This is a genomic window from Pseudonocardia sp. C8 (genome assembly GCF_014267175.1).
Taxonomy (GTDB): Bacteria; Actinomycetota; Actinomycetes; order Mycobacteriales; family Pseudonocardiaceae; genus Pseudonocardia.
Map to the genome: position 1 here is coordinate 313,781 of NZ_JACMTR010000002.1, position 13,340 is coordinate 327,120.

At 75.3% G+C, this 13,340-nt stretch carries 15 protein-coding genes; 5 read left to right on the top strand and 10 right to left on the bottom strand.

The genetic code is table 11. The annotated features are described in order from the left end of the window. Positions 1-52: 52 nt before the first annotated feature. Together purU and H7X46_RS02175 are read right to left on the bottom strand one after the other, a co-directional pair. Entirely contained in the window at positions 53-934 is an 882-nt protein-coding gene (gene purU, locus H7X46_RS02170) for a formyltetrahydrofolate deformylase (RefSeq protein ID WP_186357799.1), read from the bottom strand. Further along, complete coding sequence (locus H7X46_RS02175; protein ID WP_186357800.1) at positions 931-1,428, bottom strand: DUF2505 domain-containing protein; 498 nt, start codon at positions 1,426-1,428, stop codon at positions 931-933. The genes purU and H7X46_RS02175 overlap by 4 nt, the downstream gene beginning before the upstream one ends. Before the next feature lie 23 nt (positions 1,429-1,451). Here H7X46_RS02175 and H7X46_RS02180 point away from each other — a divergent pair, with 23 nt between their 5' ends. The 4 genes from H7X46_RS02180 to H7X46_RS02195 all read left to right on the top strand — a co-directional run bounded on the left by H7X46_RS02180 (position 1,452) and on the right by H7X46_RS02195 (position 5,044). Continuing rightward, on the top strand, positions 1,452-2,501 hold the full coding sequence (locus H7X46_RS02180; RefSeq protein ID WP_370588565.1) for a UDP-N-acetylmuramate dehydrogenase: 1,050 nt from the start codon (positions 1,452-1,454) through the stop codon (positions 2,499-2,501). A gap of 97 nt (positions 2,502-2,598) precedes the next feature. Further along, entirely contained in the window at positions 2,599-3,537 is a 939-nt protein-coding gene (locus H7X46_RS02185; protein WP_370588566.1) for an Ig-like domain-containing protein, read from the top strand. Between the two features lie 183 nt (positions 3,538-3,720). Then, positions 3,721-3,915, top strand: a complete 195-nt coding sequence (locus tag H7X46_RS02190; RefSeq protein ID WP_186357802.1) for a hypothetical protein — start codon at positions 3,721-3,723, stop codon at positions 3,913-3,915. 19 nt (positions 3,916-3,934) lie between these two features. Then, a complete protein-coding gene (locus H7X46_RS02195) occupies positions 3,935-5,044 on the top strand; it encodes an aminotransferase class V-fold PLP-dependent enzyme (RefSeq protein WP_186357803.1) in 1,110 nt (369 codons plus the stop codon). A 59-nt stretch (positions 5,045-5,103) separates the two neighbouring features. Here the strand turns inward: H7X46_RS02195 and H7X46_RS02200 are convergent, their stop codons facing one another. Next, on the bottom strand, positions 5,104-5,850 hold the full coding sequence (locus tag H7X46_RS02200) for an SDR family NAD(P)-dependent oxidoreductase (protein WP_186357804.1): 747 nt from the start codon (positions 5,848-5,850) through the stop codon (positions 5,104-5,106). A 17-nt stretch (positions 5,851-5,867) separates the two neighbouring features. Next, positions 5,868-6,149 carry a DUF2530 domain-containing protein gene (locus H7X46_RS02205; RefSeq protein ID WP_370588567.1) on the bottom strand — a complete coding sequence of 94 codons (282 nt, stop codon included), beginning with the start codon at positions 6,147-6,149 and terminating at the stop codon, positions 5,868-5,870. 65 nt (positions 6,150-6,214) lie between these two features. On the opposite strand from H7X46_RS02205, the gene H7X46_RS02210 reads away from it, so the two are divergent. After that, positions 6,215-7,648: an NCS2 family permease gene (locus tag H7X46_RS02210; protein ID WP_186357805.1), complete on the top strand. Its 1,434-nt coding sequence runs from the start codon at positions 6,215-6,217 to the stop codon at positions 7,646-7,648. A 127-nt stretch (positions 7,649-7,775) separates the two neighbouring features. Here the strand turns inward: H7X46_RS02210 and H7X46_RS02215 are convergent, their stop codons facing one another. The 6 genes from H7X46_RS02215 to H7X46_RS28985 form a co-directional block, all read right to left on the bottom strand. Further along, positions 7,776-8,708 carry a glycoside hydrolase family 16 protein gene (locus H7X46_RS02215; protein ID WP_186357806.1) on the bottom strand — a complete coding sequence of 311 codons (933 nt, stop codon included), beginning with the start codon at positions 8,706-8,708 and terminating at the stop codon, positions 7,776-7,778. A gap of 71 nt (positions 8,709-8,779) precedes the next feature. After that, entirely contained in the window at positions 8,780-9,751 is a 972-nt protein-coding gene (locus H7X46_RS02220; protein ID WP_222131168.1) for a glycoside hydrolase family 16 protein, read from the bottom strand. 16 nt (positions 9,752-9,767) lie between these two features. After that, positions 9,768-10,328, bottom strand: a complete 561-nt coding sequence (locus tag H7X46_RS02225; protein ID WP_186357807.1) for a hypothetical protein — start codon at positions 10,326-10,328, stop codon at positions 9,768-9,770. Positions 10,329-10,332: 4 nt separating this feature from the next. Next, positions 10,333-11,466 (bottom strand): hypothetical protein, encoded by a 1,134-nt coding sequence (locus H7X46_RS02230; RefSeq protein ID WP_186357808.1) that lies wholly within the window; start codon positions 11,464-11,466, stop codon positions 10,333-10,335. A gap of 3 nt (positions 11,467-11,469) precedes the next feature. Then, positions 11,470-11,982, bottom strand: a complete 513-nt coding sequence (locus tag H7X46_RS02235) for a hypothetical protein (protein ID WP_186357809.1) — start codon at positions 11,980-11,982, stop codon at positions 11,470-11,472. After that, the gene (locus H7X46_RS28985; RefSeq protein WP_222131169.1) at positions 11,979-13,271 is read right to left on the bottom strand and encodes a hypothetical protein; all 1,293 of its coding nucleotides are present in this window, start codon (positions 13,269-13,271) and stop codon (positions 11,979-11,981) included. The genes H7X46_RS02235 and H7X46_RS28985 overlap by 4 nt, the downstream gene beginning before the upstream one ends. Positions 13,272-13,340 lie beyond the last annotated feature (69 nt).

Below are 13,340 nucleotides of genomic sequence, written 5' to 3' on the forward strand. Positions count from 1 at the left end.
TCTCGGGGCGGCGCGGCGGGGCGGGGCGGCGAGGCGTGCCCCGGTGCGGGGGCTAGTGGAACACCACGGTCCGGTTGCCCTGGATCAGCACCCGGTCCTCCAGGTGCCAGCGCAGTCCCCTGGCCAGCACCAGCCGCTCGATGTCCCGCCCGCGCCGCACCATGTCGGCGGCGGTGTCGCCGTGGTCGACCCGGATGACGTCCTGCTCGATGATCGGGCCCGCGTCGAGGTCGGCGGTGGCGTAGTGGCAGGTCGCGCCGATCAGCTTCACCCCGCGCCGGTGCGCCTGGTGGTACGGCCGCGCCCCGGCGAACGAGGGCAGGAAGCTGTGGTGGATGTTGATCGCCCGACCGGCCCAGGCCTCGCACAGGTGCGCGGGCAGGACCTGCATGAACCGGGCGAGGACGATCGCGTCCGGGTCGTCGGCGTCGACCAGCTCGCGGATCTCCTCGAACGCCGTCACCTTGCCCTGCTCCCGCATCGGGTCGTCGGCCGCCGGGAACGGAACGTGGTGGAACGGCACCCCGTGCGCGGTGACGACCGGCTCCAGCAACCGGTGGTTGCCGATCACCTTCGTGATCTCGACCGGGAGCTCCCCGGCCCACACCCGGCCCAGCAGGTCGTGCAGGCAGTGCTGGTCCTTCGTCACCAGCAGCACCGCGCGCTTGCGGACGCCGGAGTCGGCGATCCGGTGCACCCCGCCGAGTTCGGCCGCGACCGGGGCGAACCGTTCGCGCAGCTCGTCGACGTCGCAGGGGACCGAGTCGGCGTCGACGACCTGGCGGGTGCAGAACATCCCGGCCTCGACGTCGGCGTGGTAGGCGGCCTCGGTGATCGAGGCGCCGAGCCCGGCGAGGAACGTCGCGATCCGCGCGACGATGCCGGTGCGGTCCGGGCAGGACAGCGTGATGACGAAGCGGCGCTCGGGGTTCACGGGATCTGGCTCAGCGTGAACTCGGTCTCCGCGGCGAGCAGCTGCTCGATCTGCCCGGCCACCGCGTCCTCGATCTTCGCGCCGATGAACGGCACCTTGACCGTGACCTCGGCCCGGATCCGGATCTCGCTCCCGCCGTCGACGTCGGCGATCCGCATCACCGACCGCGCCGTCGCCGGCGTGCCGACGACCTTGACGGTGCCGGTGCCGTCGTAGCGCCCGTCCCCGGCGTCCTTCCACTCCTCGGTGCGGTCGATCTTCAGGTCGCCGCCGGGGATGAACGACGTGACGACCTGCGGCAGGTGCTCGGCGGGGATGCCGTGCCGCAGCGTGTAGCGGACGCCGCCCGGGGTCGGCTCGTACGCGGTGACCCCCGCGCCCGGGCCACCCATGTGCTGCAGCTGCTTCTCGAGCAGGTCCCGGTCCACCCATGCCGCGTAGACCGCGGCGGCCGGATGCGGGGAGGTGGCGCGGTGGTCGAGCGAGCGCGGCATGCGCGCAGGTTACCGTTCCTCCCGTGAGTTCCCCCGCAACGACCACGACCGACCCGCTGCTGAGCGCGCACACGACGCTGCGGCTCGGCGGCCCGGCCGCCCGGATCGTCCGCGCCGAGGGGCCGCGCGAGGTGGTGGACGCCGTCGGGTCCGCGGACGCCGCCGGCGAGCGGGTGCTGCTGGTCGGCGGGGGATCGAACCTGGTCGTGGCCGACGACGGCTTCGACGGCACGGCCGTCCTGCTCGCCGGCCGCGGCCTGAGCTACGAATGCGCCGGTGACGTCGTGGTGGCCACCGTCGACGCCGGCGAGGACTGGGACGACGTCGTCGCCGCCACCGTCGCCGACGGGTTCGGCGGGCTGGAGTGCCTGTCCGGCATTCCCGGGCGCACCGGCGCCACCCCGGTGCAGAACGTCGGCGCCTACGGTGTCGAGGTCGCGGACCTGCTCGTCGACGTCGACCTCTACGACCGCCGCACCCGCACGGTGCGCGAGCACGTGCCGGCCGCCGAGCTGGGCCTGGCGTACCGGACCAGCGTGCTCAAGGGCAACGACGACGCGATCGTCCTGCGGGTCCGGTTCGCGCTGCGGGCCGACGGCCGCTCCGCCCCGATCCGCTACGCCGAGCTGGCCCGCACCCTCGGCGTCGCACCGGAGACCCGGGTCGAGCCCGCGGCCGCGCGGGAGGCCGTGCTCGGCCTCCGCCGCGGCAAGGGCATGGTGCTCGACGCCGCCGACCACGACACCTGGTCGGCCGGGTCGTTCTTCACCAACCCGATCCTTCCGGTGGCCGACGCACCGCAGGTCGAGGGCCTGGCCGCGTGGCCGGCCGGCGAGGGGTGCGTCAAGCTGTCCGCCGCCGGGCTGATCCAGAACGCCGGGTTCGCCCGCGGGCACGCCGGCCCGGGCGGGCGGGTGGCGCTGTCGAGCCGGCACGTCCTGGCCCTCACCCACCGCGGCGGCGGCACGACCGCCGACCTGCTGGCGCTGGCCCGGGAGGTGCGCGACGGGGTCGCGGACCGGTTCGGTGTGGTGCTGCACCCCGAGCCCGTGCTGGTGAACTGCGCCGTGTAGCGGTGTTCCTCCCCACGATCGGCCTGCTCGGGACGCGACGGCGGTGCACCCGCCCTACGGTCGGTTGCGGAACGCAAGCGTCCGAGAAGGGGGAGGGGTGCGACGGCTGCTGGTCCTGCTGGTGACGATGATCGTGGTGCTCGGGGTGGTGGGCGCCGTCGTCCTCGCCGGGACCCCGGCCCGGGGCGCCGCGCCCGCCGCACCGGCCGGACCCGCCCGGGCCGCCGCGCCCGCGCCGGGTCCGCCGCCGGCTCCACCGGCCCGCCCGGTCCGCGGCACGCTCAACATCGGCGACGGCCGCACCGTCGGGATCGCCGCGCCGATCGAGATCCGGTTCGCCCGGCACGTCGACGACCGGGCGGCCGTCGAGCGGGCCCTGCGGGTGACCACGTCGACCCCGGTCGAGGGGTCCTGGGGCTGGCTGCCCGACGAGAACGGCGGCTCGCGGGTGCACTGGCGTCCGAAGGAGTACTGGCCGGCCGGGACCCAGGTGCGGGTCGACGCCCCGCTGGAGGGCGTCCCCTTCGGCGGCGGGAACGTCGGTGCCGCCGACCTGAGCACGTCGTTCCGGATCGGCCGCGCCCAGGTCGTGAAGGCCGACGCCCGGTCGTTCCGGATGGCCGTCCTGCGCGACGGCCGGCCGGTCGCGACCTACCCCGCGTCGTACGGCGTGTCCGCCGACCCGGGCCGCAGCACCCGCTCCGGGGTCCACGTCGTCACCGAGAAGTTCACGGACAAGCGGATGACCTCGGCGCGGTACGGCTACGACGTCGTCCAGAAGTGGGCGGTCCGGATCAACAACAACGGCGAGTTCATCCACGCGAACCCGGCGTCGGCCTCGGCGCAGGGCAGCGCGAACGTCACCCACGGCTGCGTGAACCTCTCGCCCGCCGACGCGAAGGCGTACTACGACACGGTGCAGTACGGCGACCCGGTCGAGGTCACCGGCACGCCCGTCCGGCTCTCACCCCGGGACGGCGACGTCTCGGACTGGACGCGCTCCTGGGAGCAGTGGCAGAGGTTGTCCGCGTTCTAGTGCCCCGTCAAGCAACGTTCGGCACGGAACTCGGCGGCCCAGGCGCCCGCCGGCGGCGTTGCCGACCGGGCCGAGTACCTCCGTACTGGGCCCGGCCGGCGCCTTGCCGGCGAACCCCTGGATCCACCGATTTCCGCACCAACATTGCTTGACGAGGCACTCGCAGTGGGTACCCCGGTGCCCATGAGCAGCCCCGAGAACCCGGACGTCCCCACCGACCGCGCCGAGACCCGGACACCGCTGCCGGAGGAGCGCGGCACCGACCCGGACGCGGAAGAGATCCTGCGCGAGTCCGAGGAGCGCATCGCCGGCGCGCTCGACGGGAACGAGCCCGCCGACGACGCCGAACAGCGCCGCCGCTCGGAGGAGACGCTGTAGGCCCTCTATCGTCGGCGCGGTGAACGGACTCCGGCGGGAGCTGTACCCGGGCGCCGACGCCGCCGTCTACCTCGACGCCGCGGCGGTCGGGATCGTCTCCACCCGGGTCGCCGACGCGATGGCCCACGCCGTGTCCCGCCACCAGCTGCGGGGGATCGCCGACGCGGCCGACCGGGCCGCCGAGCTCGTCGCCGCACGGCGCGCCGTGGCAGAGCTGGTCGGCGGCGACGCGGACCGGGTGGCGTTCACCCAGAACACCTCGACCGGTCTGGCGCTCGTCGTGAACGGGATCTGCTGGGCCGCGGGCGACAACGTCGTCGTCCCGGCCGGGGAGTTTCCGTCGAACCTCTACCCGTGGGTGCACCTGCAGCCGCGCGGGGTCGAGCTGCGCCGGGTCCCGATGCGCGACGGCCGCGCCCCCACCGGGGACATCCTCGCGGCGATCGACGCGCGCACCCGGGTCGTCGCCGTCAGCGCGGTCCAGTACTCCTCCGGCCACCGCAACGACCTGGCCGCCCTCGGGGACGCGTGCCGGCAGCGGGACTGCCTGCTGGTCGTCGACGGCACGCAGGCCGTCGGTGCCCTCGTGATCGACACCGACGGGTCGGGGATCGACGTGCTCGCGGCGAGCGCGCACAAGTGGATGCTCGGTCCGCTGGGGATCGGGTTCGTCCACCTCTCGCCGCGGGCGCTGCGCGACCTGCGGCCGTCCACGGTGGGCTGGCTCAGCGTGCAGGAACCCTTCCGGTTCGGTTCCGAACCCGATCTCGCCCGCGACGCCCGCCGCCTCGAGTCGGGCACGGAGAACGTGGCGGGGATCGCGGGCCTGCTCGCCGCCGTCACCCTCGCCCTGGAGATCGGCCCGGCCCGGGTGGAGGCACACGTGCTGGACCGGACCGCCGAGCTCGCCGAGCTCCTCGCGGAACGGGGGTGGACGGCCCGGCGTGATCCCCGGCCGGAGACCTGGTCGGGCATCCTCGTCGCCACCGGGGGCGACGCCGAGGCGGCGCACCCCCGGTTGCTCGAGGCCGGTGTCCGGTGCTCGCTCCGCGGCGGGGGCATCCGGTTCGCACCGCACTACTACACCGGCACCCCGGATCTGCGGGCCACCGTGGCGGCGCTGGCCTGACCGGTGCCGCTCCGACCCGGTGCGAACGGGCGAGCGGGGCGCCGGCCGGTGTGCGCCGGTCAGCTGGTGCGGTGCCGCCGCGTCCCGGACGCCTGGTCGCGCGGCTTGATCACGATCTGGTCGATGTTGACGTGCGAGGGCCGGGTGGCGGCGAACGCGATGGTGTCCGCGACGTCGGCGGCGCTCAGCGGCGTCAGGCCCTGGTAGACCTGCGCCGCCCGCTCGGCGTCCCCGCCGAACCGGACCTCGGAGAACTCGGTCTCGACCATGCCCGGGCAGATCTCGGTGAGCCGGATCGGCCGGCCCAGCAGCTCCCCGCGCAGCGTGCGGTGCAGCATCGCCTGGGCGTGCTTGGCCCCGGTGTAGCCGGCGCCGTTGTCGTAGAAGTCGAGGGCGGCGATCGAGGTGACGGTGACGACGTGGCCGTCCCCGGACGCCTCCAGCTTGGGCAGGAACGCCTTCGTCAGGCGCAGGGTGCCGAGCACGTTCGTCTCCCACATCCAGCGCCAGGCCTCCTCGTCGGCCTCGGCGACCGGCTCCAGCCCCTTGGCGCCGCCGGCGTTGTTGACCAGGAGCTTCGCCTCCGGGACGGCCGCGTCGAGAGCGGCCACCGACCCGGCGTCGGTGACGTCGAGCGGCAGCGCGGTGCCGCCGATCTCCTCGGCGATCTCGGTGCAGCGTTCCACCCGGCGCGCGCCGAGCACGACGTGGAAGCCCGCCGCCCCCAGCGCGCGGGCGGTGGCGGCACCGATCCCGGAGGAGGCCCCGGTGACGACGGCGGTCGGGCGGTCGTTCGCGTCGATCATGTCCGCGAGCCTAGAGCTCAGCCGGGCTCCACCCCGCGCTGCGCCGACCGGTCACCGCGGCGCGCGGCAGCCCGCTGCGCGATGAACACCGCCGCCCCGAACAGGCCGACGCCGAGACCGGCGACGCTGGTCCAGAACACCGCGCCGAGCGGGCCGCCGGTCACCACCGACACCAGGAACGCGATGCCGGCCGCGACCGCCCACAACGCCATCCCGCCGACGATCACCGGTGGGGACTCGTAGAAGCGCGACGGCAGCGGCGGCGGGGGCGGGGGCACGCCGTGCTCGGAGGCCGTCACACCACGACAGGGTAGTCGTTCCCCGGGCGGCACGGCCGCCGTCGGGCCGCGTCTAGGGTGTCGCCGTGATCGAGCGCTACTTCCGCGTGTCCGAGCGCGGGTCCACGATTCCCCGGGAGCTGCGCGGGGGACTCGTCACGTTCATGGCGATGGCCTACATCATCGTCCTGAACCCGCTGATCCTCGGCAGCGTCACCCCGACCGACCCGTCGGCGAAGGCCGACGCCCTCGGCGGGATCCTGCCGGTGGCCCAGGTCGCCGCGGTGACGGCCCTGGTCGCGGGCGTGATGACGATCCTCTTCGGCGTGATCGCGAACTACCCGTTCGCCATCGCCACCGGTCTCGGGATCAACACCCTGCTCGCCGTGACCATCGCCCCGATGATGACCTGGCCGGAGGCCATGGGCCTGGTCGTGATCGACGGCATCATCATCGTGATCCTGGCCGCCACCGGCTTCCGGACGGCGGTGTTCAACGCCGTCCCCACCGAGCTGAAGACCGCGATGGCGGTCGGCATCGGCGCGTTCATCGCGTTGATCGGGCTGGTCGACGCCGGCTTCGTCCGCCGGCTGCCGGACGCGGCCAACACCACCGTCCCCGTCGGGCTGGGCATCGACGGATCCATCGCGTCCTGGCCGACGTTCGTGTTCGTCCTCGGGCTCGTGATCGTCGGCGTGCTCGTGGCCCGCGGCGTGCGCGCCGGGATCCTGATCGGTGTCGTCGTCAACACCGTGATCGCGATCATCGTCGAGGCGATCGCGCAGGTCGGCCCGGCCGGGCAGGACAACCCGAAGGGCTGGTCGCTGGCCGTGCCGACACTGCCCGACCAGGTCGTCGGGCTGCCGGACCTGTCGCTGGTCGGCCAGGTCTCGTTCGGGGCGTTCGCGCGGCTCGACATCATCACGGTCGTCCTGCTGATCTTCACGCTGGTGCTGGCGAACTTCTTCGACGCCATGGGCACGCTGACCGGGCTCGGCAAGCAGGCCGGGCTGACCGACGAGAACGACAAGCTCCCCGACGTCGGCAAGGCCCTGGTCGTCGAGGGGGCGGGCGCCGTGGCCGGTGGGGCCGGGTCGGCGTCGTCGAACACGTTGTTCGTGGAGTCCGCCGCCGGGATCGCCGAGGGCGCCCGGACCGGCCTGGCGAACGTGCTGACCGGCCTGCTGTTCCTGCTGGCCATGTTCTTCACGCCGCTGTACGCGATCGTGCCGGTCGAGGCGGCGGCCCCGGCGCTGGTCGTCGTCGGTGCGCTGATGTTCCGGCAGGTCACCTCGATCACGCTCGACGACCTGCAGACCGCGATCCCCGTGTTCCTCACGGTGACGGTCATGCCGTTCACCTACTCGATCGCGAACGGCATCGGCGCCGGGTTCATCAGCTACGTGGCGCTGGCCGCGGCGACCGGCCGGGCCCGGCAGGTCCACCCGCTGATGTGGGTGGTCGCGGTGCTGTTCGTCGGATACTTCGGCGTGGGACCGTTGCGGGACCTGCTCCAGTAGGACTTGCGAAGTAAGGCAAGGCTGAGCTAACTTCTGCGGTGTCGCTTCGTGGTGGGAGCGGCGCGTCAGTTCGGGACAGGAGAAGGCCCCGGCTCCTCATCGGAGCCGGGGCCTCCTTCTTGTCCGGTCAGGGTGCGTAGATCCGCACCCAGTCCACCTGGAAGTCCAGCTCGTCCGGAGAGGACTCGTCGAGCGGCGGGATCCAGTCCTTGCCGTACGGGCCGATGTCCTGCTGCAACGCCAGGTGCATCGGGCGCGGCGGGATGTGGTCGGGGTCGGTGGTCCGGAAGACCTCCTGGCCGTCGATGTAGAACACGACCCGGTCCGGCAGCCACTCGACCGCGTAGGTGTGCCACTGCGTGAAGTCGCCCCGGATCGACTTGCCGACCTGGCTGTTGTCCTCGCCGTAGTGGACGATCGTGTGCGTCTCGGCGCGGTCGCCCTTCGGGATCTCCATGAAGTTGAGCTCGCCGCCCTCGGGCCAGTCCTCGGCGACCGGCCAGAGCAGCGCGACGTCGCCGTACCCGGTGCCGGGGTTGGTCTTGGCCCGGATCTCCCAGCGGCCGTACTGCATGCCGCCCTTCCAGTGCAGCCCGGCCGACGTGCGCCCGCGGCTGGTGAGGACGAGCTCGCCGTCGCGCAGGCTGATGTTCTCGGCCCGGTGCCGGCCGTTCCCGCCGGTGGTCTCCCCGGTGTACGGGGCCCAGCGGGCCGGGTCGAGCGCCGCGCCGTCGAACTCGTCGCCGGCGACCATCCGCCAGCCGTGGCGGACGGCGGCCTCGGCGTCCGACCGGGACGCCGGGTCGAGCGCCCCGACCTGGTCCGGGCGCTCCTGGTCGTGCATCCCGCCCGGCGCGGGCGGTGCCGCGGACGGCGGCGGGGCCGGCGCGGGCTCCGGGGCCCCGCCGAGCAGGTCGAGGTTGGCGGCGACGCCGACCGTCCCGGCGAGCGCGCCCACGGCCAGCACGGTGCCCAGCACCATCGGCCAGCGACGGCGTCCCGGTGCCTCCGGGTCGTCCGGGGCGCGGTGCCGTGCCCGCTCGGGAGCCTTCTGGTGCACGCCGTCCTCCTGTCGTCACGCGATCGACGTCACGCTAGAAGGGGCTGCCTGTGGGCGAGCTGAGAGGCGGCTCAGCCCGGTGCGTACTGGCGGACCCAGTCGACGTGCATCACCGACTCCTGCACCGACCCGCCCTTCGGGAACCAGTCGAGCTGGATGCACAGGTGCATCGGCCCCGGCGGCTGGACGGCCTGGTCGGTGGTCTCGAACCACGGCTCGCCGTCGAGGTAGGCGGTGATCCGCTCCGGCGTCCACTCGACGGCCCAGTTGTGCCACTCGGTGGCGTCGACGTCGACCGCGCCGTCGATCTGGGAGTTGTCGGCCCCGTAGTGGACGAAGATGTTCGTCTTCTGCCGGGACGGGTCCATCATCTCCATGAAGTCGATCTCGCCGCCCTCCGGGAAGTTCTCCGCGGTCGGCCAGAGCAGCAGCAGCGCGTTGTACGACGGGTCCGACGCCGGAGCCTTCACCCGTCCCTCCCAGCGCCCGTACTGCTGGCTGCCCTCGGTCCACGCCATCCCGGCGGTGTTGCCGTCGGCGTCGCCGGTGATCGTGAGGATGCCGTCGGCGACGCTCACCGCGTCCGGCGTGCGACGACCGTTGCCCGCGTGGCCGGGGCCGTCGTAGACGTTCCAGCCGGACGCCCCGTCGGTGAAGTCGTCGGTGCGGACGGGGTCGCCCCAGCCCAGCTTCGCGGCGGCGGTGGTGCCCTCGGTCGTCACGGCTGCTGCTCCGTCCCTCGTCGTCGTGCCGGGGGGTGGTGGTGCGGTCCCCGACGGTGGCTCGGTGGTGCCGGTGCCCGATGGTGCCGGTTCGGTCGCCGATGGTGCCGGTTCAGTCGTCCCGGTGCCCGGCGGTGTGGGGTCCAGGTCGAGCGGCGGCCGCTCCCGCGGACCGTCCCGCCCGGACGACACCGGCGGGGCGGGCTCGCCGCCCGGTGTCACCGCGACCGGTTCGCCACCCGGCCCGAGGACGAACAGCAGGACGGTCACGCCCTCGGCAACCAGCTTCTTGATCAGCTCCGCGAGCTCGTCGGCCGTCATCGCAGGTGTCCTCGGGTCAGTCGCCCACGTCGGGCGTGTCGGGGGTGATCGGGGCGTCGGCAGTGACCCGCCATCGGCCGTCCGGCCCGTGCCGCAACACGACGCGGGTGCGCCACCGCTGGGTCCGCGGCGTGGCACCGGGAGCCGCCGTGGTCGTCCGGACGGTGGCCACGAACGCCGTCCGCCCGCGCCCGCTCCCGGCCGGCTCCAACGCGTCGACCTCGGCGATCCGGCGCTCGCCGGGGCCCGGGGGATCGAGCACCGGAGTCCCGGCGGCGGCCGGGCTGCCCGGCTCGGCGTGGGCCACGGCGTCGCGGCGGCTGCGGCCGGTGTCGTCCGGTCCGGCGGCGTGCGCCGCACGCAGGTGCGCGACCGCGACCGCGGCCGCCGACGAGGGCAGCGCCGCCACCGGCGCCGGATCGGCCCCGCGCTCGACGCCGGGATCCCCGATCGCGGCCCGGTCCGCCGAGGTCAGGACCGCGGCCGGCGGCTCACCGGGCAGGAAGACCGGCACCAGCAACGCGAGCGGCGCCACGAGCACGGCGGCCAGCACCAGGAGCGGGAGCGCGCGTCTCATGTGGTCATTCCGCGAAGCTGACGTGCACGTGGTCGTAGTGCCCGCCGGTCGGGTCGGACGTGTCGTAGACGCCGCCGCCGGTGTAGCGCCGGCCCCAGCCGGTGCCGTCGTCGCGCACCGAGGGGGCCCAGTAGCGGCCCTGCCAGATCACGTACCGGATCTTGAGCGGTGCCGCGTTGGCGGCGAACCAGCGGGTGATCCGCCAGCCCTCGTCGAGGTCCGGGCCCGCCGCGAAGCGTCCCGGGGGGCCGGTGAACAGGTCGCATGCGCGTCCCTTCGGGTGGTCCGATCGGGGGTTGTGGGCGTGCTCGTCCCAGCAGCTGACCTGGTCGATGACCGGGGCGAAGGCCGCTCTCGCCGCGGCCAGCCCGTGCGCGGTGGCGCCGGTCAGGCAGCCGCCGGAGCGGACCGGGTCGGGCCGGTTGCAGCCGGTCCGGCCGCCGGTCCACGCGGGTGCCGGGGCGGTCGCCGGGTCGGCGCGCGGGGCTCGTGGTGCGGGGGCGTCCGGGACCGGGGCGCGCGGCGCGGGGGCGCGTGGGCGGTCGTCGACGGCCGGTGCCCCCGAGTACCGGGCGACGAGGCCGTGGACCGCGTCGACGTAGCGCCGGATCGCTGCCGAGCACGCTGCCGAGCAGCCCGCCTCGCCCGGTTCCGGCACTCCGGACACCGATCCGGTCACCCGCCGGCACCCGGCCACGTGGCAGACGAGCATCGCGTCCAGGACCGGGACGGCCTTCGGCGTCGTCGCCAGGTGACCGGCCGCGGCCCGCAGCGTCGCGCACAGCCAGGGCACGACGGTCCGCAGGTGCGCGGCCGGGTCGGTGAGTGCGGGATCGGGCCACGGTGCGCCGCCGGCCGCGACCCAGGTCCGTTCGGACACCTGCAGCAGGCCCGCCGCGGAGCCGGTGCGCAGCTGCGGGTCCCAGCCCGACTCCGCCTGCACCTGGGCCAGCACCCAGGCCGCCGGGAGCTCCGGGCAGTCCTCCGTCGTGAGCTCGGTGACCAGCCCGAGGTGCGGCCGGGCCGCAGCCGGGAGCGCGTCCTCGTCCATCCCGGACGGTGCCGGTCCGGCTGCGGCGACCGCAGGCGCCCCGGTGAGGAGCACGGCGACGGCCAGCACGGTGACCAGGACACGCACGGCTCACCGCACCCGTCCGGGCAGGAGCACCACGCCCCGCAGCGGGCGCAGCGGCCCGCGGTGACGCGGGGCGAGCGGGCGGTCCAGCCGGTGGCCCGCCGTCAGCGCGGCCACGATCCGGCCGAGCGCGTCGGCGTACCGGCGGACCGCGGTCGCCGCCACCGGGCCGGTCAGGACGGCGCCCGCCTCCGCCCACGGATCGGCGGCCCGGGCCCACCCCGGGACCAGCGGCAGCGCGACGACCGCGGCCCAGCCGGCCCCGGCCGCGCCGGCGTCGACACCGTCCGGTTCCGGGGAGACCGGGTGTACCGCGAGCACGGGACCGTCCGCGCCAGGACCCGGGGCGACCCGGGCCGCCGCGGCCAGCCCGGCGGCCGTGTCCCGGCACAGCAGCACGTCCGGCAGGAGGTCGGAGCCGGCGACGACGCCGAGGTCGCGACCGCGCAGGGCGCGGGCGACGGTCGTCGTCCCGACACCGCCGGCCAGCCCGCCGACGGCCGGGGCCCGCCGGGTCACCGCGGCCGCCCCGGTGCGCGGGCGGCCAGGTCGGCCGGGGACGGTTCGGCCGGGCCGGCGGCGACGACGATCCGGTCGCCGTCCCGGGTCACCGCCACCTCGATCCGCACCCAGCGCGCCGCCAGCCCGCGCCAGCCGCGCGCCGACGGGGCCGGGGCCGCGGCCGGCTCGCCGAGCGGCGGGTCCGGCTCCGGTTCGGGGGCGCCCGGTGCGCGGGCACCGACCCGGCGGTACGGCACGACCCGCACCCGGACCTCGACGTGCAGGGTCGCGCCGTCCGTGCGGACCCGGCCGGGCAGCACCAGGTCGGCCCGCTGGCGGCCGGTTCCGGTCCAGCCGAGCAGGGCCGCCCCGTCCGGGGACGCCAGGTGGGCGCCGAGCGCCCGGCCGCGGCGGGCGGGGTCGTCCTCGTCCCAGGACAGCAGGTCGGCGGCGAACGCCGAGGCCAGGGCGGTCGCGTCGGCGGGGTCGATCCCGGCCCCGTCCGCGGGCGGGGGGTCCTGTTCGTCGCCGAGCCGCGGTGGCCCGGTGGCGTCCGGTGGCTCCGCGGCCGCTGCCACCGCGCGCGGCATCTCCGTGTGCGGCATCTCCGTGTGTGGCACGGCCGCCGGAGCCTCGGTGTGCGGCCCTTCGGTGTGCGGTCCTTCGGTGTGCGGCGGTTCTGTGGCCAGCGGCCCTGCGGGCGGCGGCACCACACGATGCAGCTCCGCCGGTCGCTCCGTCGGCGCCGACCCGGCCGGCGCCACCGCACTGCGCCGCGAGTCCGTGCTCGCGGCCGGTGGCGGGTCCACAGGCGGCGGAACGACCGGATCCGGCGCCCACGCGGCCCAGCGCGCGCCCACGTCGTCGGCCGGGACGGCCACCGGCACCGGCGGGAACCCGAACGGGTCCGTGACCGGCTCCGGCTCCGCGGGCCGTTCCTGGGGAGGCCGCTGCGCCGTCCACAGTGACGGGCGGGCCGCCGCCGTCGCCGGACCGGCGACGAACGGGCCCGCGGCGGTCCCTGACCCCGGCGTGAACCCGGTGGCACCGTCGCCGGTTCCGGCCGAGTGACCCGGTCCCGCCGCGCCACCGGGCCGGAACGTCGTGTCACGGTTCCAGGGGTCGGGCGGGGCCGCGCCGCCGGGCCGGAACGTCGTGTCACCGTTCCACGGGCCGGGGTGGGGCGGGGCCACGCCACCGGCCCCCGGCGGCTCCGCCCGGTACGGGTCCGGGACGTCGTCCAGCCAGGGGTCGGGCTCGTCGGCATCCGGTCGGGCCGGGCGCCCGAACAGGCGGAACGGGGACATCGCCACCGCCGGTGTCATCGACCCGGGCCGGGGTCACCGGCCAGGTGGGTGCGGCACTGCTGCGCGGAC